Source organism: Mesorhizobium sp. B2-8-3, assembly GCF_006440815.1.
In the GTDB taxonomy this organism is placed as follows: Bacteria; Pseudomonadota; Alphaproteobacteria; order Rhizobiales; family Rhizobiaceae; genus Mesorhizobium.
Map to the genome: position 1 here is coordinate 50,090 of NZ_VFTW01000002.1, position 24,306 is coordinate 74,395.

Genomic DNA, 24,306 nt, shown 5'->3' on the forward strand with positions numbered 1-24,306 from the left:
TGTCGCCCAGAAGTGTGCAGCGGTTCTGGGGCAACGACATGCATCAAAGCAAAAACGATAGGCGGCAGAGCCTCACCTTGGAAACAGGCTGGGCAACGGCATATGCGCCTTGACGATGGGAGATTTCAGCACCACGAAGCTGAAACACTTGTCGATGCCGATATCCATGTCAGTGAGCCGCTCCACGATCGCCTGATATTCGGCAATCCCACCCGTGACGAATTTCAAGAGATAGTCGTAACGGGCGGAAACGCGGTGGCATTCGACGGCCGCGTCAACCTTGTCGATGGCGGCAAGGAAACGCGCGAAGTCGATCTGGCGATGGTTCTTGAGCGTGATTTCCGTGAAGACGGTGAGCGTACGCCCCAGCTTTGCGATGTCGATCTGCGCCGAATAACGCACGATATAGCCTTCGGCCTGCAGCCTCTTCACCCGCATCAGGCAGGGGCTGGGGGAGAGATCGACCAATTCCGCCAGTTCCACATTGGTGATGCGGCCGTTCTTCTGCAGCTCGTACAGAATCTTGATGTCAATCCGATCGAGTTTCATCGGCCCTGTCTACAATTGCGAGCAGAGCCGGTAGGCCTCGTAGATCGACGAGTAGATGTCCCTGCTGGCAACTGCGTCTCCTATGCGGTGCAGGACGAACGAACCGGCAGCCTGGGGACCTTTGTCCCCCTGCGTTTCTGTTCCCGTCATGAGCGCTATGTCGGTGACGCCGTTGTTGGCTGAGCGCGCACGCAATTCCTGGTAGGTATCCTCCATGGGCACCGTGCCGCGCTCGACAATGAGTTGGGCCGCGGTCATTTCCGTTTCCGCACCGGTGAGTTCATGCCGGAACGTGGCGGCGATCCCATTGCCTTGGCGCGCTGCCTTGACCAGACGCACATCGCTGACGATGCGTATGCCGCGTTCCGAGGCGCGTTTGCGGAAACTCACCCGGTCCGGATAGGGCGTCTCGATCGCCAGCGTGTCGTCCGCCATGGCCAGGCTGACCATGCGCCCGGGGCGGGCAAGATGCAGGGCGCAGGAGACTGCCGCCTGGCGCCCGGTCTCATCGTAGATAAGCACGTCTTCCTTCGCCGGCACGACCCCGGTCAGGACGTCCCAGACGCTGTCGCAATGCTCAGCGCCCTCCAGCCGTTCCATGTCCGGAATGCCACCGGTGGCGATGATGACCGCGTCCGGTTGCTCGGCAAGGATGATTTCCGCGTCCGCACAGGTGTTGAGACGGACTTCCACGCCCAGGCGAGCGAGCTCGTCGGTACGCCAGTCGACTATGCCGATGAGATCCTTGCGATCGGACGCCGACGCCGCGACGAGCACCTGCCCACCAAGTCGCGGCCCGGCTTCGAGCAGGCTCACTCTGTGGCCGCGCTCGGCGGCGACCCTTGCCGCTTCCATCCCGCCCGGACCGCCGCCGACCACGACCATCCGCTTCGACGTTTCGGCCCGGTCAATGATGTGGCTGATGATCGTTTCGTGGCCGCTGGCCGGATTATGGATGCACTGCACCTTCTTGTAGAGGCAGTAGGACGCGCCGACGCACGGGCGGATACGCTCTTCTTCTCCCCGCATCACCTTGTTGACGATATCAGGGTCGGCGATATGCGCCCGCGTCATGCCGACCAGATCGACAAGGTTCTCGCGGATCGCATGTCGGGCGGTAGCTACGTCCCTGATGGCCGCCGCGTGGATGACCGGCAGTCTTGTTTCTCGCTTGAACTCTCCAACCTGTGGCAGAAACGGCGCGCTCTTGGTGAACATGCCCGGCATGTTCTGCTCGGCCAGGGATAGGTCGGTGTCCATGCGGCCGAAGATGCAGTTGAAGAAGTCGAGATGACCTTCCCGCTCGAACAGCCTGGCGAAGGCAAGGCATTCCTCGAAATCCGATCCGCCCTCGACCGCCTCGTCGATCACGAACCGGATGCCGACAGCGAAATCGTCGCCCACCGCGCGGCGGATCGCCTCGTGAACCATCAGGCCGAAGCGCGCGCGGTTTTCCAGTGAACCGCCGAAGCCATCCGTGCGCCTGTTGGTTCTGAGCGAGAGGAATTGCCCGATCAGATGCCCGCCGGTGACGGTTTCGACGCCATCCAGACCCCCGTCCAGGCAGCGCCTGGCGGCACTTGCGTAGTCCTCGATGATCCTGTCGATGTCGGCGGCGTCCATCTCCTTCGGAAAATTCCGGTTTCGCGTCTCGCGAATGCGCGATGGCGCCACTGGAGGCAGCCAGTTCCCGGCATAGGCGGTGGCGCGCCGGCCAAGATGCGAGACCTGGCACATGACGGCAGCGCCGTGGCGATGCACTCGCTGCGACAGCGACTGGAGATGAGGCACGATGCGGTCGGTCGAAAGGTCCAACTGACCGCCGCCCCAACTCGAGTCGGGCGAAGTCATGGCGGAGCCGCCCGCCATGGTCATCGCCAGGCCGCCGCGCGCTTTCTCCTCATGGTAGCGCTGGTAGCGCTCGAGCGGCAGGCCGCCATCGTCCAGCATCGAGGCATGGCTGGTGCTGACGACGCGATTGCGCAGCGTCAGACCCTTGAGCCGAAACGGCTGAAGCAGTGGATCGCTGGATGTGTTGCCTGCTTGAAATCCCGCTACCTTCACGTTCTGCTCCGCCCCATTCATAAGGGTTATACTTCGCCATTTCCGGGATCGCGGAAAGCTTGTAAATTGTTGGGGTGTCTATACGCTGAGCGTATGGCTGGCTTTGCTAAACTCGTTCCCTCCGCGCGCGGACTGCTTGTCTTCGAAGCTGCTGTCCGGTCGGGTAGCTTCACGGCTGCGGCGCGCGAGTTCAACGTGACGCAACCATCGATCAGCCGCAGCATTGCGCAGCTCGAGGCCGATTTCGGTATTCCTCTTTTCACGCGGGGTCCAACGGGATTGGCCCCGACGGCAGAAGGACGTGCCCTCTATTCGGTTGTGCGAGAGGGATTTGACGGCATCGCCGAGGTGATCCGGAGGATCAAGCAGAACAGCGCTGCAAAGCCGGTGGTGACCCTTTCACTTTCGAGCTCTCTGGCAACCTATTGGTTCGTTCCCAGGTTAGGGGCATTCAACACGAGATTTCCTGACGTCGACCTGAGGTTCGAACTGATCGCGGGCGTTCTGCGAGGACCAGCCGAGAATGTCGACCTTGCCACGAGAATCCTGGCTGATGACGACACCCACTATCACCACTGGGCATTCTCGCCGGAAATCATAGTTCCGGTATGCAGCCCATCCTATTTGTCGGCCCACGGTCGGTTGATCCATGCCGGAACCGGGGAAGGTCATGCCCTGCTCCACCTGACCGACGCCAGGGAGCAGTGGCTGGACGCCTGGGGCAGTGTAGCGGACCGCAAGACCAGCGGGGCAAAGTGGCTGGAATTCTCGGACTACGCGGTCGTGCTTCAAGCCGCGATGAACGGCGAAGGCGTGGCGCTCGGCTGGCTCAGCAATGTTTCAAGGGCGTTGCTTCAGGGAACCCTTGTCCCTGCCTCGGACAGGCAGATCAAGACGGGCCGGATCCATCAGCTGATCGCATCGCGCTCAAGGCCGGTACGACCTGTCGTCTCCGACATCCGCGCGTGGATGATCGCCGAGATGCAAGCCGAATTGAAAGCACTGCATCCGATATTGCGGTCGGACATTTTGTAGCGGGCTCCGGCGACAAGCGCGGAGCGCGGAGCGGTCGCCGCTAACTACCTCGGAAACAGGCTAGGCAGCGGCATGTGCGCCTTGACGATGGGGGACTTCAGCACCACGAAGCTGAAATACTTGTCGATGCCGATATCCATGTCGGTCAGCCGTTCCATGATGGTCTGGTACTCGCCGATGCCGGCGGTCACGAATTTCATCAAGTAGTCGTAGCCGCCCGACACGAGGTGGCATTCGATGACCTGGTCAATCTTCTCCACAACGGCGAGAAAGCGGGCGAAGTCCACCTGGCGGTGATTCTTCAAGGTGATTTCGGTGAACACGGTCAGCGTCTGGCCGAGCTTGCCAATATTGACCTGCGCGGAGTAGCCTTCGATGTAGCCCTCCGACTGGAGCTTCTTGACCCGCATCAGGCACGGGCTTGGCGACAGATGCACCAGATCAGCCAGTTCCACATTGGTGATGCGGCCGTTCTTCTGCAATTCGTGAAGAATTTTGATGTCGATCCGATCCAGTTTCATGGCCGTCTCCGCGAAACGCATGCCACAGCACAAAATGCTGACTTGCTCGTAGGCATTGACACTACCACAGCCCGTTGGCCTGTCCATCCAAGCGGGCAGCGCTTTGAAACGCAGCAGATCTCGATTTCGACCGGGCTGCCGGAATAAAATTCTGCTTCAGCTTCATCTGCGGCAGCGGCTGCCTGCACAACACGGTAGATTGGCGCGTCAAGGCAGAGAAACCATGCGCGCACCACTGCAGCAAATCGAGACATCTGACCAACTGCCGCGAACCGCGGACGCGGTGGTGATCGGCGGCGGCATCGTGGGTGTCTTCGCAGCCTATTACCTGGCCAGGCGCGGCATGCAGGTCGCGCTTGTCGAAAAGGGCCGAATTGGCGCCGAGCAGTCCTCGAGGAACTGGGGCTGGTGCCGCCAGCAGAACCGCGACGCACGCGAACTGCCGATGGCGACCCGAAGCCTTGATCTGTGGGACGGTTTTGCTGCGGAAACGGGCGAAGACACCGGCTTTCGCCGCTGTGGCCTGCTCTATCTCAGCAATGACGAGGCGGAACTGGCCGGCTGGGCGCGCTGGCGTGACTTCGCCAGGACGGCCGGCGTCACCACGCATATGCTCGACGGCGCCGAGGCCAGCGAGCGGGGCCGAGCCACTGGCCGGACCTGGAAGGGCGGCGTCTTCTCGCCGACCGACGGCACCGCCGACCCGTCGCGGGCCGCACCCTCGGTCGCCCGCGCCATCCTCCAGCTCGGCGGCTCCGTGCACCAGAATTGCGCCGCGCGTGGCATCGAGACCGAGGGCGGGCGCCTGAGTGGCGTGGTCACCGAGAGCGGGACGATCCGGACCAAGGTAGCGGTGCTGGCGGGCGGCGCCTGGGCATCCTCCTTTTGCCGGCAGTTCGGTTTCCGCTTTCCGCAGGCGTCGATCCGCTCCTCCATTCTGTCCGTCTCGCAAGGCGCGGCGGATCTGCCGGATGCGCTGCACACGGCAGGAATTTCGGCCACGCGTCGTGGCGACGGCGGCTACACGCTCGCCATAAGTGGACGCGGCCGCGTGGACGTGACGCCGCAGCAGCTGCGCTTCTCGTCGCAGTTCCTGCCCATGTTCTTGAAGCGGTGGCGCAGCCTCGCGCCCGGCAGCCTGCAGGGCATGTACTCGGGCCACGAAACGCTCCGCCGCTGGCGGCTCGACCAGCCGACGCCGATGGAGCGGATGCGCATTCTCGATCCGGCCCCCGACCAGGCGACCATCCGCCTGACCCATGCCCGTGCGCTCGAGCTGTTGCCGGCGCTGCGCAAGACGACGATCAGCGCGGCCTGGGCCGGCTATATCGACAGCACGCCGGACGGCGTGCCCGCCATCGGCGAGATCCCTACCCTTCCGGGTTTCTTCCTGGCTGCTGGATTTTCGGGGCACGGCTTCGGCATCGGGCCCGGCGCTGGACACCTCGTCGCCGATCTGATGACCGGGTCGCAACCAGTCGTCGACGCGACATCCTACGATCCACGGCGCTTCGGTGCTTCCGTGTGGGGGAAGGTCGCCGATTTCTAGGGCAATTCCAGGGAAAGCGTGAAGCGGTTCTCCGTCCGGAATTGCGTCAAAACAGATAATTGGAGCAGTTAACCGTTTCCATGAAACGGTGAACTGCTCCAAGACGTGACGGATGCCGAGGCGCGGTTTTCGCAATCGCGTCAGCCTTGCCGGAGAAAGGCACCGATAGGCGCAGGCCGCACAGGGGCCTGCCCGCGAAACCGGCCGATGGCGTCGGGCGTGCAGCCGGTCTGCGCCGCGATGAGTTCGACGGTGGCCAGTTGACAATAACGCCCCTGACAGCGCCCCATGCCGACGCGCGATAGCGATTTCACCCTGTTGGCCTCGCCACCGCCATGCTCCACGCTCTCACGTATGCCTCCTGCGGTTGCGTTCTCGCAGCGGCAGACGATCGCGTCGTCAGGGAGCGCCCGCGCCATCGCCTCCGGCCAGGGAAAGGCGATAGCCAGACCGCGGGCAAAGCGCTCGAGCCGCGCGAGCTTGCGCAGGTCGGCGCTAGTGGAGGGAGCCGGAATTCCGAGATCGGACAGGCACGCCGCCGCCGCGAGGCGGCCGGCAATCTCCGCGCCGTCCGCCCCAAGCAGGCGAACCCCGTCACCCGCAAGGTAGACCCCTTTGCCGGCGCGCCCCATCTGGTCCGCCCTCGGCAGCCATTGCCGCCACTGCTCGTCATAGGTGAAGGTGCACCCGACCAAGTCGGCCAGATGCGTCTCGGCGCGCAGATGCCAGCCCATGCCGATCATGTCGCATGGCGTGAGGCGCTGCCTTCCGCCGGCGTCGCGCCAGCGCATCGCCGTGACACCTTGCCCGTCGGCCTCGATCCGCTCGAGCGTCACGCCCGCATGATAGCGGCCGCCAAGCCTCGCCCGCATAGCCAGGCCGCGCAGTGCGACGATCGGCCGGGCGGCAAGTCTCCGGAAGCTGCGCATCTGCTGGTGCCATGGCGAGGTGTCGAGCACCGCCGCAACGCCGGCTCCAGCCTTGACGAGTTGCGCACCAACCAGAGTAAGCAAAGGCCCGGATCCCATCAGCACGATCCGTGGCCCGAGCGCCACGGCCTGCGCCTTGAGCGCGATCTGCGCTGCGCCGAGGCTGTAGACGCCGGCGTTCTGCCAACCGGGGACCGGAGCGACGCGGTCTGACGCGCCGGTGGCAAGGATCACGCGGTCGTAGCCGATCACCTCGATACCGACCTCCCCCAGCACGTGCAGTCGCCCCTCATGGGCGGCGACGACCGAGCTCGCCGCGCAATGAGTAAGCCGTCCCTCCGCAGCCAGCCGGTCGAAGAGCGCATGCAGCGCGCGCGCTTTGGCCGCGTCCGACCCATAGAGCTGTTCCGGCGTGCGGATGAAGCCAGCAGGCGGGCGGCGGTAGATCTGTCCGCCCGCGCGATTGCCTTCGTCGATCACAACCGGATGGAGCCCGGCATCGACCAGCGTCGCCGCCGCCCTTATGCCGGCGGGGCCGGCGCCGACGATCACGATCCGAGGCGGCGCCGTCTCGCTCATGGCCAGCTCTCCGGCGGCGCCGTCCGCAACCGCAGGCCGTCCACGATAAGGGTAGAGCACGCCCGCAGGCGCGGTCCCTCGTCCTGCCACACCCAGCAATCCTGGCAGGCTCCCATCAGGCAGAACCCGGCGCGCCACTCGGGTCCGAACTCGGATTTTCGCAGCGCGTGGCCTGACGCCAGCATCGCGGTCAGCACGGTGTCGCCCGCCAATGCAGCGCACATCTGCCCGTCGAGATAGAAATGCACCTCTGCCCGGTCGAACTCGGCGAGCCGAACGATGCGGCCGGCGGTGATCATTCCGCGGCCTCTCGCACAAGGCGAGGACGCGGCAGTTCGGGGAAGCGTTCGCAGACGGCACCGAAAGCCGCCTGGACCCCCTCCGGCCCGCAACGGCCTTTCATGCGGCGGAAGATTTCCGTCTTGGCGAAGAAGCGCCAATGGATCGGCAAGGCGTCCAGAACCGCATGAAGCCGGTCATAGGCGTCCGGCGTCCACTGCGCTTCGTAGCCGTCGCGCTCCGGACCGAAATGGAAATGGCCGGCGGCCGGCTCCTGCCGCGCACGCAGTTGCCCCGTTGCCTGCTCATCGACCTCGCCGCCGCGGATGACGACGCCATAGTCGTGCTCGGCAGCTGTCGTCGAGACGTAGCCGCGTCGCACATCCTGCGCGACCCGCCAGGGCTCGCGCTGACGCGGATCGCCGCGCCCGCCGCCTCCGGCGGAGCGGATATCGAGCACGTCGCCAGGCTGCAGGACCGCCGTGTCGATGTTGCCGAGCCGTCGCTCGTGCTCGGTCCCCGGATTGACGACCATGTCCGACAGGCCGGCCGCCTTGCCGCCCAGCACACCCCAGGGACGGAAGAAGCTGCGGTCGCGGTTGCGGGCCGTGATCCTGGAATCGGGGGCAAAGACGCGGAAGGCCATCTCAGTCGCCAGCCCGCCGCGCCATCGCCCCGCGCCACCGCTGTCCTTGGCGAGCCCGTATTTCACGAATTCGACCGGGGTCTCCGTCTCGGTGATCTCGATCGGCGTGTTCTTGAGATAGGCGGCATCGGCGCCCGATCCGTTGGTCCCATCGCGATGCGGCATCGCGCCGCCGCCGCCGACCACGGGGTTCACCGCCGTGATGACGGTCCGGCTGGTGCGCTCGTCCGTGGTCATGACGTTGACGATACAGTTGTTGCCGGCTGGCGCCGCGGGCAGGCGTTCGGGCATCGCTTGCGAGAAGGCACCGAAGATGACCGACCGCAGTCGGGCGCAGGTGAGCGAGCGCATGCCCACGGCGGCGGGGTGAAGCGGGTTCAGCACCGAACCTTGAGGCGTAATGCAGGTGAACGGCCGGGTCAGGCCGGTGTTGAGCAAGATCTTCGGGTTGAGCGTATAGAGCACGTAGTAGACACCCACCAGCAGCATGGTGTGTCGCGGGTCGCCGCCCGAAGGCACGTTGAGCGAGGAGCCGAGCTGTGGATCGGAGCCAGTGAAGTCGAGCACCGCCGCATCGCCCTTGATCGTCAGCGTCAGCTTCAGCCGGCACGGATTGGCCTCGACGGAATCCTCGTCGGCATAGTCGCAGAATTCCCATGTGCCGTCGGGCATGGCGCGCAGCACGTCGCGCGCCTGCGCCTCCGCATGGTCGAGAAGAGCGGCAACGCCTTCGATGAAGCCGGCCTTGCCGAACTTCCGCACCATCGCCTGGATCTTGCGCTCGCCTGTGTTGAGCGCGCCGACCAGCGCCTTGATGTCGCCGATGTTGAGATCGGGCTTGCGCACATTGGTGCTCATGATCCGCAGGATCATCTCGTCGAAGACGCTCTCCCTCACCAGCTTCATGGGCGGAAAGCGGATGCCTTCCTGATGGATTTCGGTCAGCGCCCGGCTGAGCGAAGCCGGCACCGCACCGCCCATATCGGTGTTGTGGATATGCCCTCCGGTCCAGGCGACGATGTCGCCGTCGACGAAGACCGGCTTCCATAGATGCGTATCGGGCGCGTGCGTGGCGACGTGGCCCGAATAGGGATCGTTGGTGAAAGCAACGTCGCCCGGCCGGTAGTCTTCGACCATCGCGATCGCGCGGTGATACGAAAGCCCCGGATACCAGGTGGCGCCGAGTTCCATCGGCACCGCGAAGGTCGCGCCTGAACGATCCATCAGCATCACGGTAAAATCCTGCGTCTCCTTGACGAAGGCGGAGTGCGCGGTGCGGTGCAGCGTGTGGGCCATATTCTCGGCCGCCGCGCGGGCATGGTTCGCCAGAACCTGCAGGTTTGTCCGGTCAAACATGGCGTCACTCCGGGAAGGTCAGCAGAAGGTTGAGATGGCGGTCGACCCGTGCCTGCGCTCCCGCGGGGATCGCAAATGTGGTGTCTTCCTGAACGACCACGGCAGGCCCATGGAACGTGCTGCCCGGCATGAGGGTCTGCCGGTCGTGCAGGTCGACCGTCTCGACGCTCGCGCCGGTGTAGACGGGAAGACGGCGCGCCGGGATGGCCGGAGCGTCGATCTCGTCGGTCTCCGGGAGGGAGAGTTTCGGCCCGGCGCCGATGGCGGACAGCCGGACGTTCACAAGCTCGATCTCGCCATCCGGATCGTGGAAATCGTAGAGCTGCTGATGGGTGAGATGGAAGGCCTGCGCGATGGCGGCCGCATTGCCCTCCGTCAGCCATTCCGGCGAGAGAACGACCTCGATCTCGTAACTTTGCCCAACACAGCGCATGTCGCAGGAGAGACTGAGTTCCGCCGCTGCATCGTGCCCCTGCGCCGCAAGCCAGTCGCGCCCCTCTTGCGCCAGTGCCTCGAAGGCCTCGCGAATTCCGGCGAGCGACACGGCCGAGAGCGGGGTGAAGATGGTGCGAATGAAGTCCCCGCGCAAATCCGCCACCAGTCCGCCGAGCGCCGACACCACGCCGGGGCGGCGAGGCGCCATCACACGCTTCATGCCGAGCTCACGGGCAAGAAAGGCACCGAGCATCGGGCCGCCGCCGCCAAAGGGCATCAATGTGAATTCGCGCAAGTCGACGCCCGCGCGCGAGGCGAGCTTCTCGACCTCGACGAACATTTCCGATACCGCGATATCGAGGATCGTCTGTGCCGTCTGCTCGACAGGGCGGCCGAGCCGGGCGGCAAGGTCGCCAACCGCGCGATGCGCCAGTTGAGTATCGATCCGCAGCTGGCCATAGGCCATATCGCTGTGACCGAGCCATCCGCACACCACCATGGCGTCGGTCACTGTCGCGCGCTCGCCGCCACGGCCGTAGCAGGCCGGTCCCGGCGTCGAACCGGCCGATTCCGGTCCGACCCGCAGCACCCCCTGCGCATCGACACTGGCGATCGAGCCGCCGCCGACACCGATCGAGCTGACCGACACGGAGGGGATATGCAGCGGAAATTCGCCGATCAGTTCGCCGGTGCCGAACTGCGCCTCGCCGCCAATGATCAGGGCGAAGTCTGCCGAAGTGCCGCCGATGTCGAGGGTAAGCACCTTGTCTTGGCCTGCCTGACGCGCCAGCCACGAGGCGCCGATGACGCCGGAGGCCGTTCCCGACAAAAGCATGTTGACGCAGGCGCGCTTGCCCTCGGCGGCGTTCATCAGCCCGCCATTCGACTTGGTCAGCATCGGCCGGGCCGGCACGCCGCGGCCCTTCAGCCGCTCCTCCAGCGCCGTCAGATAGCCCGAGACGCGCGGATGGACATAGCCGTTGAGGATGGCGGTCGAGCTGCGCTCGTATTCGCGGATGACGGGCCACACCTCAGCCGAGGAGAAGACGAAGAGATCGGGAGCAAGACGGGCGATCTCCGCCTGCACGGAGGCTTCCTGCGCGGCGTTGCGCCAAGAATGGAGGAAGGACACGACGATACCCTGGGCTCCACAGGCTTTCGCCGCCACGATTGCTTTCTCCACCGCCGCCATATCCGGCGCCTTGGACTCACTCCCATCGGCACGCATGCGCGCGGGAATGCCGAACACCATGTCGCGCGAGATCAGCGGATCCGGTCGCGTGCAGAACAGCGAATACATGTCCGGCATGCGAAGCCGCGCGAGTTCGATGACGTCCTCGAAGCCGGCATTGGTGAACAGCGCGAGCGACGCGCCCTTGCGCTGGATGATGGTGTTGATACCGACGGTCGTACCGTGCACGAAGCGCGTCACACGGGCAGGATCAAAGTCTTCGCGTTCGGCCAGAAGCGTGAGCCCCGTCATCAGCTCGGCGCCCGGATCCTCCGGCGTCGTCAGCACTTTCAGCGAGGCGACGCGTCCGGAATTTGCTTCGAGCGCGCAGAAATCGATGAATGTCCCGCCGATGTCGACGCCGACCTTCCAGTCAGCTTCGCTCCGCGCCTCGTTCGCCGCGATGGCACCATCCATGATGCGTCCCTTCCTGTCTGCCTGCAGGAAGCTGGCACGGCTGGATGGTCCGCGTCCAAGATGGATGATGCGGAACGATATAAGTCTTGCTTATGCCTTTGTCTCGTCACTGCCCAGCACGACGGAACAGGCCGCGCGGATCTGGTCGCGCATCATTTCATCGGCCCGCGAGAGAGCCCGTGTGCGCGAGGTGAGCAGCGCGATCGGAAATTCCGGCCCGTTCGCGAGCGGCCTGATGGCAAGCCCGGCAAACTGGTGCCAGGGCAGCAGCGCGTCGACCAGGGCGATACCCAGGCCGGCTTGGACGAAGCCGACCGCCGAGATGGAGACGTCGATCTCGAGCGATGGCGAAAGCGTCACGCCCTGCGCGCGAGCCGCGTGGGCCAGTTCGTCAGCGGGACGGGTGTTTCCGCGATAGGATATCAACTCCTCCCCGGCGAGATCGGCGAGTCTCAACTCGGTTTTCCCGGCCAGTGCATGCCCGGCGGGCAGCAGGCAAGCGAAGCCGACGCTGCCGATCACCTCCGCATCGATATCGGGAGGCAACCGGTCGTCCAACGCCACGCCGAGGCTGGCATCGCCAGCGCGCAGCATGTCGACGATCGCGGCGATCGGCGCCATATGGGACCGCAGCAGAATATCGGGATGCTGCGCCCGGAATTTGGTGAACGCGCGCGGTAAGATCGCCATGGCCGGCGGCGGCGAGGCCGCGACCCGCACCAGCCCCGTCCGGCCCAAACGCAGGTCGGTGGTCTTGCGGCGCAGGCCCTCCAGCCCCGCCGACAGCCTCTCGGCATCGGCGAAGATCTCGAGCGCCTCCGGGGTCGGCCGCAGGCGGCCCTTCACCCGCTCGAACAGCGTGAAGCCGAGTTCGTCCTCGGTGTGGAGCAGGATCTGGCTGAGCGCTGGCTGGGAAATGTTCAGCATCCGCGCCGCGGCGGTCACTGTGCCCGCGCGCATGACGGCAATGAACACTTCGAGCTGACGGGCCCGCATTGCCACTCCATAGGTTAAGCTTATGGCTGTTATCCAAACCCATCTTTGACGCAATGAAGCGGTGCCGACAAGATCGGCGTCGTCAGGGATCATCCGCTCCACGCTAGATGAGGACGACATTTGGTCGAATAGCCATCATCTAGCTCTTTGTTGGAGCATGATCTTTCCGAAAACCGGTTCCCACTTTTCGGGATCATGCTCTAGGGAGTAACCATGGATGTGATCGTGCTGGGCGGTGGACTGATGGGGACGGCTTGCGCCTATTTCCTGGCCAGGCGCGGCGCGGGCGTGACGCTGATCGAGCGCAATCGGGTCGGCACCGGAGCGACAGTCGCCTCCTTCGGCAACATCCGGCGCACGGGACGCCATCTGTCCCAGCTTCCACTGGCCCACCGTTCGCTCCGACTGTGGGGCGACACCGAAAAGATGCTTGGCCGCGACGTCGAGTTCCGCGCCACCGGTCACATCCGGCTGATCTTCGATGAAGAAAGCCTTGCCGACATGCGGGCCTATGCCCAAGCCGCGCGGCCCTGGGGCCTCGAGCTGGAGGAACTTGGCCCACGCGAGATCCGTGCTGGCTTTCCCGGCCTCGGTCCCGAAGCGATCGCGGCATCGTTCTCGCCGCAAGACGGCAGTGGCAACCCCAGGCTGATCGCGCCGGCCTTTGCCGAGGCTGCCCGCAAGCTCGGCGCGGAAATCGTCGAAGACGCTGAAGTCGACACGATCAGGCACTCGGGTTCCGGCTTCTTTGTTGCCACTTCGAAAGGCGCATTCGCCGCCGAGTGCCTGCTCAACACCGCCGGCGCCTGGGGCGCGCGCATCGCCGCTGAATTCGGCGAGGAGGTCCCACTGGACGCCCGCGGCCCGCAAATGGGCGTGACCGAGCCGCTGCCGCATCGGATCCTGCCGGTGGTCGGCATCTGGACGCGCGACAAGGACCATGGCGCCTATCTGCGCCAGGTCGAGCGAGGCAACATCGTCTTCGGCGGCGCGGCCGAAAGGGTCGCGGTGGACCTCGATCCGGGCCACGCGGCCGCCAACCCCATGCGGCTGCCGATGCAATTGCGCGCGGTCGCGCGGCTGCTGCCAGCAATCACAGAGGTCGCGGTCATCCGCACCTGGTCCGGCTGCGAGGGTTATGTGCGGGACATGCTGCCGGTCATCGGACGCTCGGCGACAACGCCGGGCTTGTTCCACGCCTTCGGTTTCAGCGGACATGGCTTCCAGCTCGGTCCGGGCGTCGGCGACGCCATGGCCGAACTCATAATGACAGGCGGTTGCGAAACGCCGCTGGACGATTTCAGGATCGACCGCTTCAACCGCGCCGCCCTGAAGGGGCAGCTGACTATATCCGCAGGGTGATGGCTCGCGGCCGCGAGCAGTTGGCTGGCTAGCGCGAGGGGCGATGGTCGGCATCGTCTCCGATGCGTCACGGAACAGCAGCGCTCCTTTAGCGGGCCAAGAAAACCAGCGGCCGAATGATATAGGTGATTACTTTTTAAAAAATATTATACCACAAACTGATAGAATTTTAAACAAATTATTCAATTAATACATTGGTAAGGCAATAACTCTGAAAGCTTCTTTGAAACATTTCGGATAATTATTCGCCAGATTTGTCAATTACGTCTGCCGCCTATGCGCGCAAGATGAGTGCTTGTTATATGGCCGCAACCGCTGAACTTATGTATAAACATAGTTCAGCCTTCAACTCGATGTGTCTTATCGCGCTTTAGCTTAATACTGACGGTAAAAGCCGATTTAGAAGCTGATCGACGGCACTTTGGAGAGCGCAAATCTCCACTCTGCCCGCGATGAATGCTGAACCGTAGTCGCTTGCTCAAAATCTTGTTCAGGAGGCAATGGACATGACCGATCGCATCACTTCCAGGACTTCCTCTGAAGTCGAGATCTTTTCGTCATTGTCTTCAGCAGCAGTAACTAACGAGGGCGGGAAAGGACCTGCGATTTTGGCGAAAATGTCGAGGATCCAGGAGGTTGAAAAGATGGCGGACACCTTGAATTTTGGATGTCTAAACGACTTGACCGGCTTTCACCTCGCGTTGGCGCAAATCGCCGTTTATCGAGATTTTTGCCGATCGCTTGCGCCGCTTGAGATCACGCAGAAGCAGTTCGCGGTCCTTGAGATGATATTCCAAAACTCCGATGTTTCGCAGATCGACATTGCACAGGCGCTCGGCACCGATCGCGCGACGATGATGGCTCTGGTCGATCGACTGGATCAGAGGGGTTTTATCGAGCGGCGTCAGTCGCCCCATGACAAGAGGCGGCAAGAACTCAGGCTGACTCCGGCAGGCATTGAAATTCGTAATATTGCAAAAGATCTAATCCACGAACACGAAAAGGCATTGTTCTCTCCCCTGTCCGTGAAGGAAATGGTAGCGCTTGTCGGAAGCTTAAGGAAGATTTATTCCACGTGAGAAGACAGATCACTTCGCCTCGGCATAGATTGAACTGCGCCTAGGCTCTTTCGATGAAACCCCGATGGCATCAGCCACTTCTCTGCGCGGCTGGAGCTTTGGCCAGCCTTCCAATTTTCCGACATAGATCTGGCCCGGCGGTGGATGACCATTCCCAGCGTCGACATAACCGTAGCGCAGGCGCGAATTTCACCCCATTGAACAAGCGTTTGGTCTGTTCGGGCGTCCTGCCTTCCTTCAGCGTGAGCCATGCCAGCAGCCGGGTGCCGGGGCATATCCTCGCGCCCATGCTTGACCAGCCACCAGCCAAGCCGTCCTTTATGCCGGAGCGCATAGAGCGACTCTAAAATCTGACCGTGGTCCCTGTCGCCGATATAGCGTCGGGCGCGAAACCAGGCCGAGACGGCTGCATCCGCGGGACGCGCGACGCTATCGACTTCGTGCATAAGATCGAGGGTGGCTTGCAGACGTGCGGCAGAGATCACGGAACGACGATCAGGCTGAAAACGCCTATAAAGGCGACAGGGCTGCTCCTGACAATTGTTCGCGTGTGTCGGCCTGCCGCCAGTGAGCGATTATCGCGAGGCGACAACCCACATTTGGATCGCGGTCACAACATTTAGGATGTGGCCTGGCCATTTTTTTGCGCCCTGCAGGCTGCTTGCGGCGAGGCATAGAGCTGTGACGGCGCAGCCCAAGCCTCGTCCCCTTCCCTACGTTCGCCGGTGACCAGGGTGCGCATCTGCGATAGATAGGTCTCTATGAAAAAGGCGGTCTGCGACTCCAGCGGCGTATAAGGCCCGGGGCGATAGGCGCGCGAGGCAATCCCTTCGGCGTTGTCTTCCGTGATCTTCTTGTCCTGGACGGTCGTCACGTCCCACATCCAAGAAATCTTGTCGGCGTCCACGGCCGGATCGGCATCCTTGTCGACGAGCCAGGTCAGGATCACGTCGGTTTCGTTGGCGTTGCGCGGAATCATCTGGAACATCGTCAGATAGTCGTTGGGCGCGCTCAGGAACGAAAGCCGGCCGATCCGGAACCCATTCTCGCCGCCGTCATACTTGCCGCGCCCGCCCATCAGGCACGAGACCGGCTGGCCATCGTCGGAAAGCGTGAGGCGGCCCGAGCCGATCGGCTTGCGATGCATGGCATAGGGCATCGTGTACAGGTCGCCTGGCTCCCATACGCCCTTGTGGAACTCGGCGTCGCCGATGACGCTGTGCCAGGCGTCGATCTCCTGCCTCCATTCGGCGGCGTTGTAGTCGTCGCGCATGGCGGTCACCTTCACATGGCCGTTGACGCGGAAATATTCGGGGTGGGCCGGGCGGCAGTGGTAGCATTCGAGGAAATTCTCCAGCACCAGTTTCCAGTTCGCCTTGGTCAGGTAATTCTTGCGCGCGACGATGCGCGCGTTGGCGACCCCGTTCTCGCGCAGAAGATCCGTCAGCCCGGCCGCCGCCGGTTCGATGTCAGGCAGGCTGGAGGCATCGAGGCCGCATATCACCAGACCACCCATCACCTTCGTCGGCACCTTGTGCAGTCCGAGGCTGTCGCCATCGACGCCTTCGGGCAGGTCGCGCCGGGTCTGCAACTCACCGGTCAGCCGGAAGGACCAGGCATGATAGGGACAGACCAGCAGCTTGCCGCGGCCATCCTTGACGCACAGGCGCGAGCCGCGATGGGTGCAGACATTGTAGTAGGCGGCAATATCATCCTCGCCATCGCCATGACGGGCGACGATGATCTCCTCGTCGAACAATTGACGGATGACGTAACTGCCCTTCTCCGGCACTTCGCTCAAATGGGCGACGATGACCCATTGGCGAGGGAACCACAATTCGCGCTCGAGCGCGAAAATGTCCGGGTCGAGGTAGAAGGCCTGCTGCAGCGACCAGTCCTTGCGATGCTCGTCAATCAGCCTGACCACGCGCGCGCGATCGAGGCCGGACAACATCTTGTCGTTTGCATACATGGCGGGCTCCCCGGCTGGCTAATGCCTTTTGATCAGGGTTGCAGCGAATTGCGGCACTCATCAACCATGGATTTGGCAGGCTTCCATCTCAAAAAGTCATGGAATACTCTTATCCTCGATGAAGACGCTCAAAGCCTCGCTCCCCTTGCTCAACGCGATGGTCGCATTTGAAGCGACCGCGCGACGCGGCAACCTGACGACCGCCGCCGAGGAGCTTGCCATCGCGCAATCGGCCGTGTCGCGCCACATCGCCAATCTGGAAAAGCGGCTCGCGCTGGACCTTTTGGCCCGCAAGGGCAATCGCGTCTCGCTGACCGAAAACGGCGCCGCGCTGGCCGAGGCGATACGAGACGGGCTGGGCACGATCCGCGACGCCGTCGCGCGCCTGCAGGAGGCCGATCGCGATTCCCTCGTCATCGCCAGCGGCTACGACCTCGTCCAGGCTTGGCTGATGCCGCGCTTCGACCTTGTGACCTCGCTCGTCACGCATGGCCGTGTCACGCTGCTGACCTCAAGCAATCCCGACGATTTCGGCCGGCCGGAAGTCGGGATTTCGATACGCTTCGGACGCCCCGAGCTTTGGCCTGGCCTCGCCGCCCGCAAGCTGTTCGACGGGGAGTGGTTTCCCGTCTGCTCGCCGGGCTTCCTCGAACGGCACCCTGCTCTGGCCTCGGAGGATCCGGCATCCTTCCTCGACGTGCCGCTGCTGCATCTCGCAGCTCCCGAAGATGCGATCGACAATTGGAGATCCTGGATCGGCACTACGCGGAGCCTGCCCGGTCCGACATTCTCCAGCTATCTGTCGATGATGCATGAGGCGATAGCCGGCCGCGGCGCGGCGCTCGCCTGGGCCGGCTTCGTCGAAGAGCAGCTCAGGCTCGGGCAATTGGTGCGGTTGACCAGGACTCCGCGCCGCCATGCCGATGCGTTCTACATCGTCACCCGCAGGAAGACGACGCCGACCGAACAGATGGTGGCGCAAGCCCTGCTCGACAGCGCGACGACCCGCTGACCTGCCGCCGGTCTCATTCCGCGGCGGTGGCGAAACGCCTGGCGCCGTGGCGCGCGCTCCATGCGGGCATCGAGGCCTCGACATCTTCCTCGCTCGGGAAGGCATCGCGCGCGTAGCGGTCGACCCTGAAGCGCGCCGGATCGACCAAGCGAGGCGTGTCCAGCAGGATCTCGGTGGCCAGCCTGCCGAGGCCCGGTCCATGGCTGACGCCGGTCTCGTTGTCGCCACCCGCGACGACGATGTTCGCGTGGCCCGGCACATGCCCGACCATCAAGCCAACGTCCGGCGTGTAGCAGGGGATGCCCTGCGACCAGTTCGCGACCTGCGAGCCGCGGAGCGGCGGGAAGACTTCCTGCAGCTTGCCCATCTGGTGATCGACCATGGACTGCATCAGCTCGCGATTATGCGGCTGGCCGGGTTCGAGGTCGCTCTCCTCCAGGCGATGCATCGGCGTGTAGTGGCTGCCCGTGCCCCACATGATCGCGCCAAAGGTTTCGCGCAGCCAAAGCCGCAACTCGCGGCACTGGATGGTCGGCAGCGTCGAGGGCAGGCCTCGATCGTCGGTGACCACGCGCGTGGCCAGCACCCGCAGCAGCGGCAGGTGCCAGTCGAGGCTGGCGAGGACCTCGTTGTTCCAGGCGCCCGCCGCCACGACCACGCCATCGGCCTCGATGCTATCGCGGTCGGTTTCCAGCGTGACCTTGCCGCCGGCGTCCTCGATCTTCAGGACCCTGGTCCTGTCGCGCACGACGCCGCCGAGCTTCTTGATCTCGTTGACCAGCACGCCGAGCGCGAGCTTGGTGTCGAGCTGGATGCCATGCGGGTTGTAGGCGCCGGAATGAACTTTCGCCGGATCGACCAGCCCGCCCATCTTCTCGCCGATCTGCGCGGCGTTCAGATCCTGCATCTCCTTCGGCGCATAGGGTGAGCGGAGCACCGGCATGACGAAATCCTCGCGCCCCTGCGGCGTGAGCGCCATGATCAGCGTGCCGTTCGGCCGGTAGCCGATCTCGGTACCCAGTTCATGCAGCATGCGGTAGAAGTCGAGGCCGTATTGCTGCAGGCGAAGGCCTTCTTCGCCGGCCGGGATCATGCCGGCCGACCAATGCGAGACGAAGCCAGCGCCGGCGCTGGTCGTTGCCGCGCCCGGCTCGGTTGCCTCCACGAGCGTCACGTTCTTCACACCCGACTTCAGCAGATGGTAGGCGGTGGAGCAGCCGATGATGCCGCCGCCCACGACCACGATATGCTTGCTGTTGCTTGCTGCCGGCATTTCTCTTCCTCCTTAGATCTTCGCGGTCGAAGAACCGCCAACATAGGTGTCAAGCCACCAGACGATGCGGGCGGCGGTGTCGATATATTCCGGATAGCCGCGCAGGCTATGGCCGGCGCTCGGATAGGTCGCGAGCGCGCTTGGCGAACCCGAGCGCAAGGCCGCGAAATGGCACTCCAGCGCCTGGCCGGGCGGCGTGCTCTTGTCGATGCCGCCGGCCATGACCAGCGTCGGGACCTTGCTGAGCTGCCGGTAAAAGGCGGGGCTGCGGGTAAAATAGGCGCCGCCTTCTTCCCATGGCGAGGATTCCAGCATCAGCGCGTCGAATTCCGGTATCTGCGTCGTGCGATGCTGGCTGTACCAGTCGCCGACGGGCGAGATCGGAATGGCGGCGGCGAAGCGGCCGCTGCGCGTCGGCAGCCATGCGGACATGAAGCCGCCATAGCTGGTGCCGGTGACGGCGACGCGATCCGGGTCGACCAGGCCTTTCTCCACCAGGGCATCTATGCCGCTCAAAATGTCGTCGGCATCGGCGCCGCCCATGTCGCCCTGCACGGCGCGGGCGAAGGCTTCCCCGCGTCCCGTGCTGCCCCTGGGGTTGGGAAAGAAAATCGTCCAGCCGCGCGAGACGAGCAGTGGAGCGGAACGCGTTCGCGCCATCCAGCGGTTGCGATGGGACGAGATCGGCCCGCCATGGATATCGACCAGCAGCGGCGTCGGCCCGGCTGCCGCCAGCGGGCGGACAAGCCAGCCCTGGATTTCGAGTCCGTCGCGGGCACGCCAGGAAAACGGCTCGGCCTTGCCGCGGCCGGCCATTGCGGATTGCGCATCAGACGCCATGAGCGACGCGATTTCGCGCAGTCCGCCGTCGGCGACTTCGGCCAGGAATGGAGCCCGGTCATAAGCCTCCGCGATGAAGAGTGAGCCCGCGGCCCCGACCGGCACGCTGGAGGGCGCCCACTCGCCGCAGGTCAATTCGGTCGACGACCAGCGTTCGGTCACCCCTGCGCTGGAGACATCGCAATCGGCCAGCACCGTCTCGTGGCCGCGGATGCCTGCCATATGCAAGCTGGACGCGGAGCGCCATTCGATCGAGGTGACGTCGATCGAATTGGTCGGCACGACTGCAACCTCGCCGCCGAACGGATCTAGGATCGACAGCTGCCCGGCAACAAGGCCGCGATCGCTGCAGAAGGCCTGGATGAAGGCGATACGGGCGCCGTCGGGCGAGCCGCGAGGAACGCCGATCTGGTCGCGCGGCGTGTGAAGAAGGGTGGCCGATCCCGACTTCGCGTCGATCAGCGAAAGCTTCGCCGCATACCAGCTGCCCTCGCCATGGTCATCGCTGGTCACGGCGGCGATCTTGTCGGCGCCGCACCAGCTCGCTTCCCATACATTGACCGGCGCCGATGTGAGCGGCGCGGGTTTGGCCTTCATATCCCAGATCCAAACCCGGCGCCAAAGGTCCTCGCCTTCGCCCCAACCCACTTCGGGCAGCCATGCGGGCGCATCCGTCTTCTGCTTCTGCGCGTAGCCGCCGTGAATTCCAGCCAGATCCGCGCCGACGCCGGCAACGACGAGCAGCAACCTTTGGCCATCGGGCGCCCAGTCCATCAGCTCGATCCGGCCGGGCACATCCGCCACCGCGGTGCCTTCGCCGCCAGACCAGATCTCGATGCGGTCGATGCCCGCCTCTCCACCGGCGTAGGCGACCGCCAAGCTCTCTCCGTCTGGCGCAAGACTGATTTGCCTGGTCTCCGCATCATTGAGCCGTTGAGGCGATTCACCGCCGCGCCGCATTTGGTAGAGACGGCTGACCGGCGCGCCATCGAGGCCGCCCTCGAAGCTCTGGCCGATGAAAAACATCGCATCGCTGGAGGCGTGACCGCAAAGAGAGCGAGCCGCGAAGACGTGCCCGTCCAGCCCGAAGAGAGCGGCATACAAACCCGCTGCCTCGGCGAATTCCGCGGCGGAGCGGAAATCCCCCGACATCCGGCCGGCAATCGGCGCGATCATCGATCCGGAGTTCCGCACGCTGCTCATCTCGACTTCCCAACACCGCGCTCAACCTGGCGCTATCGCCACGGCAAGCTCACGCACCCAACCATAACGACAGTCGGAGCATTGTCTAGACACCGGTGTACATTAGATTGGGCCAGCGGCCTTGACGGCACGATGGGCGGTTGACCCGCCATGATTGGAACGCGCAGATTTCGAAGCGACGTAACAACCGGACAAAGACGCGATGAACCTTGACGACAAAGTCCAGTCGATCCTGAAGAGCGAAGTCATCTGGGATGCGCATTCCGGCTTCATGCCCGACCCAGCCGCGGACCTGAACAATCTGCGGATCTGGCGCGACGCAGGCGTCGACTATCTTTCCATCGATGTCGGCTTCGATCTCCTGCCCTGGGAAAAGACAGTCGCCACGCTTGCCTGTTTCCGGCACTGGATCCTGGCGCGTCCGGCCGACTACGCGCTCGTCTCGTCGGCCGACGAAGTCCTCGCCGCGAAGGCGCAAGGCAAGCTGGCGGTCACTTTCGACATCGAAGGCATGAATGCGCTGAACGGCCGGGTCGAAATGGTCGAGTTCTACCATCGCCTCGGCGTGCGACAGATGCTGTTCGCCTACAACCGCAACAATCTCGCCGGCGGCGGGTGCCACGACGAGGACACAGGTCTGACCGCATTCGGCCGGCAGGTGATCGACGAAATGAACCGCCTCGGCATGTTCGTGGACGTGACCCATACGGGCTATCGCACCACGATGGACGTGATGGAATATACGGACCGGCCGGTGATCTTCTCGCACTCCAACCCGAAGGCGCTCTGCGCTCACGGGCGCAACATCACCGATGACCAGATCAAGGCTTGCGCCCGTACCGGCGGCATCATCGGCGTCGTGGGCCTCAACCGCTTCCTCGGCGAGGGCCGCACCGATTCCGAGCGGCTGGCCGACCACGTCGAATATCTGATCGACCTTGCCGGCCCGCGCCATGTCGGCATCGGGCTCGACTATGCTTTCCCGGTCGAGGTCGAAGGCATCGAGGACATCATCTCCAGCAATCCGCATTTCTGGCCGAAGAACGAATATCCCGAAGGCAAGACGACCTATTCGAGCCCGGGCCAGACGAAGGAGCTTATCGAGGTGCTGCTGCGCCGCGGCCATCCGGAACGCACCGTTCGCGACGTCATGGGCGGCAACTTCATGCGGCTGGCGCGCGAGATCTGGAAATAGCCGATCGAAATGGCAATCGCGTCGGTCGCGGATAAAAGGCGTCCGGTCCGACGGCACAGGATGCATTTTTTTCACTAGACATATGTGTATAGCCGGGGCAGGCTGATCGAAACGGGGGCCTTTGGAAGGATCTCCCGAAGCCCGGCCGATGCCGGCGGACAATATAAACAAGAGGGGCAGAGCATGATCAAAACCGCAAACATCAACATGACGCGCCGCGGCGTGCTGGCCGGCGCCGGCGCGCTCAGCCTTGCCTCGCTGATCTATTCGACGAAACGCTCGCAAGCGGCGGGTTCCATCCTCAAGGTGCGCTCGTACGGCGATATCCAGACGCTGGATCCGGCCTTTCGCCTGGCCGCGCCCGAAGGCGACATCACCAACGTCATTTTCGCCGGCCTGGTTGTCGCCACGCCCGGTGACAGCTGGGGCTGGAAGCCGATGGCTGTGGAGAAGATCGACCAGCTCGACCCACTCACGATCGCCTTCAAGCTGCGCGACAATATCGGCTTCACCGACGGTTTCGGTCAGCTGACCGCAGAGGACGTGAAGTTCTCGATCGAGCGCATCGCCGATCCCGCCAACAAGTCCCCTTATGCGGGCGACTGGGCGACGCTCAAGGAAGTCGAGGTCAAGGACAAGCTTTCGGGCATCATCCATCTGAACAAGGCGTTCGCGCCGTTGTGGACCTCGACCTTGCCGACGCCGTCGAGCACGATCCTGTCCAAGCGCGCCGTGACCGAGGCTGGCGGCAAGCTCGGTGTGAAACCCGTGGCGCAGTCAGGCCCCTATCTGCTCAAGGAATGGACGCCCAAGCAGCGCACCGTGCTCGTGCGCAACCCGGACTGGAAATACGAGCAGGGCGGCTACGACGAGATCCACGTCCATCCGATCGAGGACGAAAAGACCGCCGAGCTTGGCTATGAGGCAGGCGACCTCGACTACACCTGGACGGCCGTGTCCTCGATCAAGCGGCTGAAGGAAACGCCGCCGGCGGACACCGTCGTGGTCGAGAAGCCGTCGCTGGCCTTCGTCTGGCTCGGCATGAACCAGATCGCGGCGCCCTTCGACAATCCGGATCTGCGCCGCGCCGTGCAATATGGCGTCGACCGCAAGGCCGTGGTGGACGCGGCCTATTTCGGCGCCGCCGCCACCTCCACCGGCATCATCGCGCCCGGCCTGGTCGGCCATCGCGAGAAGAACCTCTACGAATACGATCCCGACAAGGCTCGCGAGCTGGTCAACAAGGCCGGCGCCAGCGGAGTCACCGTCACGCTCGACATCCTCAACAAGGCGGAACGCCTGTCGGCGGCGCAGGTCGTGCAGGCGAACCTGCAGGACATCGGCATCAACGTCGAAATCAAGCAGAATGACAGCGGCACGTTCTGGACGCTGGGATCGAAGCAAAACCCTTATTACAAGAAGCTCCAGATGGTGCTGTCGCGCTTCTCGATGCAGCCTGATCCGAGCTGGGCGACGGAGTGGTACACGACCAGCCAGATAGGTGAGTGGAATTGGGAGCAGTTCAGCAACGCTGAATTCGACAAGCTGGTCACCGAAGGCAAGATCGAACTCGACCCGGCCAAGCGCGACGTCATGTACAAGAAGATGCAGGACCTGATGGAGGAGAGCGGCTGCTACGTCTTCCTCACCCATGAAGTCACCGGCGTGATGTACCGCAAGAGCGTTGCCGCTGGGCTCAAGCCGAATGGCGAGCCTTGCTTCGCGGACTTCAAACCTGCCTGACGTGATGGAAGACAACGGCACGGCGCGGGGCGGAATGGCCG

At 63.9% G+C, this 24,306-nt stretch carries 18 protein-coding genes; 7 read left to right on the forward strand and 11 right to left on the reverse strand.

Translation table 11 applies throughout. The annotated features are described in order from the left end of the window. Positions 1-72: 72 nt before the first annotated feature. The gene (locus FJ418_RS03225) at positions 73-549 is read right to left on the reverse strand and encodes an Lrp/AsnC family transcriptional regulator (protein WP_140863533.1); all 477 of its coding nucleotides are present in this window, start codon (positions 547-549) and stop codon (positions 73-75) included. 9 nt (positions 550-558) lie between these two features. Continuing rightward, positions 559-2,634 (reverse strand): NADH:flavin oxidoreductase, encoded by a 2,076-nt coding sequence (locus tag FJ418_RS03230; protein WP_140863535.1) that lies wholly within the window; start codon positions 2,632-2,634, stop codon positions 559-561. 72 nt (positions 2,635-2,706) lie between these two features. Between FJ418_RS03230 and FJ418_RS03235 the strand changes: the two genes are divergently transcribed. Next, positions 2,707-3,648 carry a LysR substrate-binding domain-containing protein gene (locus FJ418_RS03235; protein WP_140863537.1) on the forward strand — a complete coding sequence of 314 codons (942 nt, stop codon included), beginning with the start codon at positions 2,707-2,709 and terminating at the stop codon, positions 3,646-3,648. A 44-nt stretch (positions 3,649-3,692) separates the two neighbouring features. Here FJ418_RS03235 and FJ418_RS03240 read toward each other — a convergent pair whose 3' ends face one another. Then, positions 3,693-4,169, reverse strand: a complete 477-nt coding sequence (locus FJ418_RS03240) for an Lrp/AsnC family transcriptional regulator (protein WP_140863539.1) — start codon at positions 4,167-4,169, stop codon at positions 3,693-3,695. A gap of 223 nt (positions 4,170-4,392) precedes the next feature. Here FJ418_RS03240 and FJ418_RS03245 point away from each other — a divergent pair, with 223 nt between their 5' ends. Next, entirely contained in the window at positions 4,393-5,718 is a 1,326-nt protein-coding gene (locus FJ418_RS03245; protein WP_140863541.1) for an FAD-binding oxidoreductase, read from the forward strand. A 140-nt stretch (positions 5,719-5,858) separates the two neighbouring features. Here FJ418_RS03245 and FJ418_RS03250 read toward each other — a convergent pair whose 3' ends face one another. The 5 genes from FJ418_RS03250 to FJ418_RS03270 form a co-directional block, all read right to left on the reverse strand. Beyond that, complete coding sequence (locus tag FJ418_RS03250) at positions 5,859-7,226, reverse strand: FAD/NAD(P)-binding oxidoreductase (protein ID WP_140863543.1); 1,368 nt, start codon at positions 7,224-7,226, stop codon at positions 5,859-5,861. Further along, positions 7,223-7,525, reverse strand: coding sequence for a (2Fe-2S)-binding protein (locus FJ418_RS03255; RefSeq protein WP_140863545.1), 303 nt, complete (start codon positions 7,523-7,525; stop codon positions 7,223-7,225). The genes FJ418_RS03250 and FJ418_RS03255 overlap by 4 nt, the downstream gene beginning before the upstream one ends. Beyond that, the gene (locus FJ418_RS03260) at positions 7,522-9,507 is read right to left on the reverse strand and encodes a hydantoinase B/oxoprolinase family protein (RefSeq protein WP_140863547.1); all 1,986 of its coding nucleotides are present in this window, start codon (positions 9,505-9,507) and stop codon (positions 7,522-7,524) included. The genes FJ418_RS03255 and FJ418_RS03260 overlap by 4 nt, the downstream gene beginning before the upstream one ends. 4 nt (positions 9,508-9,511) lie before the next feature. After that, a complete protein-coding gene (locus FJ418_RS03265) occupies positions 9,512-11,590 on the reverse strand; it encodes a hydantoinase/oxoprolinase family protein (RefSeq protein WP_140863550.1) in 2,079 nt (692 codons plus the stop codon). Between the two features lie 90 nt (positions 11,591-11,680). Then, positions 11,681-12,586, reverse strand: a complete 906-nt coding sequence (locus FJ418_RS03270) for a LysR family transcriptional regulator (protein WP_140863552.1) — start codon at positions 12,584-12,586, stop codon at positions 11,681-11,683. Between the two features lie 213 nt (positions 12,587-12,799). On the opposite strand from FJ418_RS03270, the gene FJ418_RS03275 reads away from it, so the two are divergent. Together FJ418_RS03275 and FJ418_RS03280 are read left to right on the forward strand one after the other, a co-directional pair. Beyond that, on the forward strand, positions 12,800-13,948 hold the full coding sequence (locus FJ418_RS03275) for an FAD-binding oxidoreductase (protein ID WP_140863554.1): 1,149 nt from the start codon (positions 12,800-12,802) through the stop codon (positions 13,946-13,948). A 506-nt stretch (positions 13,949-14,454) separates the two neighbouring features. Further along, positions 14,455-15,027, forward strand: a complete 573-nt coding sequence (locus tag FJ418_RS03280) for a MarR family transcriptional regulator (protein ID WP_348643077.1) — start codon at positions 14,455-14,457, stop codon at positions 15,025-15,027. Positions 15,028-15,646: 619 nt separating this feature from the next. On the opposite strand, the gene FJ418_RS03290 is transcribed toward FJ418_RS03280, so the two are convergent. Beyond that, a complete protein-coding gene (locus FJ418_RS03290) occupies positions 15,647-16,999 on the reverse strand; it encodes an aromatic ring-hydroxylating dioxygenase subunit alpha (protein ID WP_140863556.1) in 1,353 nt (450 codons plus the stop codon). A gap of 118 nt (positions 17,000-17,117) precedes the next feature. On the opposite strand from FJ418_RS03290, the gene FJ418_RS03295 reads away from it, so the two are divergent. Continuing rightward, on the forward strand, positions 17,118-18,011 hold the full coding sequence (locus FJ418_RS03295) for a LysR family transcriptional regulator (protein ID WP_140659188.1): 894 nt from the start codon (positions 17,118-17,120) through the stop codon (positions 18,009-18,011). Positions 18,012-18,024: 13 nt separating this feature from the next. Here FJ418_RS03295 and FJ418_RS03300 read toward each other — a convergent pair whose 3' ends face one another. Together FJ418_RS03300 and FJ418_RS03305 are read right to left on the reverse strand one after the other, a co-directional pair. Continuing rightward, positions 18,025-19,284: an FAD-binding oxidoreductase gene (locus FJ418_RS03300; protein WP_140659187.1), complete on the reverse strand. Its 1,260-nt coding sequence runs from the start codon at positions 19,282-19,284 to the stop codon at positions 18,025-18,027. Positions 19,285-19,296: 12 nt separating this feature from the next. Then, positions 19,297-21,327 (reverse strand): prolyl oligopeptidase family serine peptidase, encoded by a 2,031-nt coding sequence (locus FJ418_RS03305; protein WP_140863558.1) that lies wholly within the window; start codon positions 21,325-21,327, stop codon positions 19,297-19,299. Positions 21,328-21,529: 202 nt separating this feature from the next. Between FJ418_RS03305 and FJ418_RS03310 the strand changes: the two genes are divergently transcribed. Together FJ418_RS03310 and FJ418_RS03315 are read left to right on the forward strand one after the other, a co-directional pair. After that, positions 21,530-22,522, forward strand: coding sequence for a membrane dipeptidase (locus tag FJ418_RS03310; protein ID WP_140659185.1), 993 nt, complete (start codon positions 21,530-21,532; stop codon positions 22,520-22,522). A gap of 183 nt (positions 22,523-22,705) precedes the next feature. Beyond that, entirely contained in the window at positions 22,706-24,265 is a 1,560-nt protein-coding gene (locus FJ418_RS03315; RefSeq protein WP_140863560.1) for an ABC transporter substrate-binding protein, read from the forward strand. Positions 24,266-24,306 lie beyond the last annotated feature (41 nt).

Bases quoted from the DNA above. Each gene is read 5' to 3' on its own strand.
- FJ418_RS03225 (WP_140863533.1), bottom strand. From the start codon at position 549: ATGAAACTCGATCGGATTGACATCAAGATTCTGTACGAGCTGCAGAAG.
- FJ418_RS03230 (WP_140863535.1), bottom strand. From the start codon at position 2,634: ATGAATGGGGCGGAGCAGAACGTGAAGGTAGCGGGATTTCAAGCAGGC.
- FJ418_RS03235 (WP_140863537.1), top strand. From the start codon at position 2,707: ATGGCTGGCTTTGCTAAACTCGTTCCCTCCGCGCGCGGACTGCTTGTC.
- FJ418_RS03240 (WP_140863539.1), bottom strand. From the start codon at position 4,169: ATGAAACTGGATCGGATCGACATCAAAATTCTTCACGAATTGCAGAAG.
- FJ418_RS03245 (WP_140863541.1), top strand. From the start codon at position 4,393: ATGCGCGCACCACTGCAGCAAATCGAGACATCTGACCAACTGCCGCGA.
- FJ418_RS03250 (WP_140863543.1), bottom strand. From the start codon at position 7,226: ATGAGCGAGACGGCGCCGCCTCGGATCGTGATCGTCGGCGCCGGCCCC.
- FJ418_RS03255 (WP_140863545.1), bottom strand. From the start codon at position 7,525: ATGATCACCGCCGGCCGCATCGTTCGGCTCGCCGAGTTCGACCGGGCA.
- FJ418_RS03260 (WP_140863547.1), bottom strand. From the start codon at position 9,507: ATGTTTGACCGGACAAACCTGCAGGTTCTGGCGAACCATGCCCGCGCG.
- FJ418_RS03265 (WP_140863550.1), bottom strand. From the start codon at position 11,590: ATGGATGGTGCCATCGCGGCGAACGAGGCGCGGAGCGAAGCTGACTGG.
- FJ418_RS03270 (WP_140863552.1), bottom strand. From the start codon at position 12,586: ATGCGGGCCCGTCAGCTCGAAGTGTTCATTGCCGTCATGCGCGCGGGC.
- FJ418_RS03275 (WP_140863554.1), top strand. From the start codon at position 12,800: ATGGATGTGATCGTGCTGGGCGGTGGACTGATGGGGACGGCTTGCGCC.
- FJ418_RS03280 (WP_348643077.1), top strand. From the start codon at position 14,455: ATGACCGATCGCATCACTTCCAGGACTTCCTCTGAAGTCGAGATCTTT.
- FJ418_RS03290 (WP_140863556.1), bottom strand. From the start codon at position 16,999: ATGTATGCAAACGACAAGATGTTGTCCGGCCTCGATCGCGCGCGCGTG.
- FJ418_RS03295 (WP_140659188.1), top strand. From the start codon at position 17,118: ATGAAGACGCTCAAAGCCTCGCTCCCCTTGCTCAACGCGATGGTCGCA.
- FJ418_RS03300 (WP_140659187.1), bottom strand. From the start codon at position 19,284: ATGCCGGCAGCAAGCAACAGCAAGCATATCGTGGTCGTGGGCGGCGGC.
- FJ418_RS03305 (WP_140863558.1), bottom strand. From the start codon at position 21,327: ATGAGCAGCGTGCGGAACTCCGGATCGATGATCGCGCCGATTGCCGGC.
- FJ418_RS03310 (WP_140659185.1), top strand. From the start codon at position 21,530: ATGAACCTTGACGACAAAGTCCAGTCGATCCTGAAGAGCGAAGTCATC.
- FJ418_RS03315 (WP_140863560.1), top strand. From the start codon at position 22,706: ATGATCAAAACCGCAAACATCAACATGACGCGCCGCGGCGTGCTGGCC.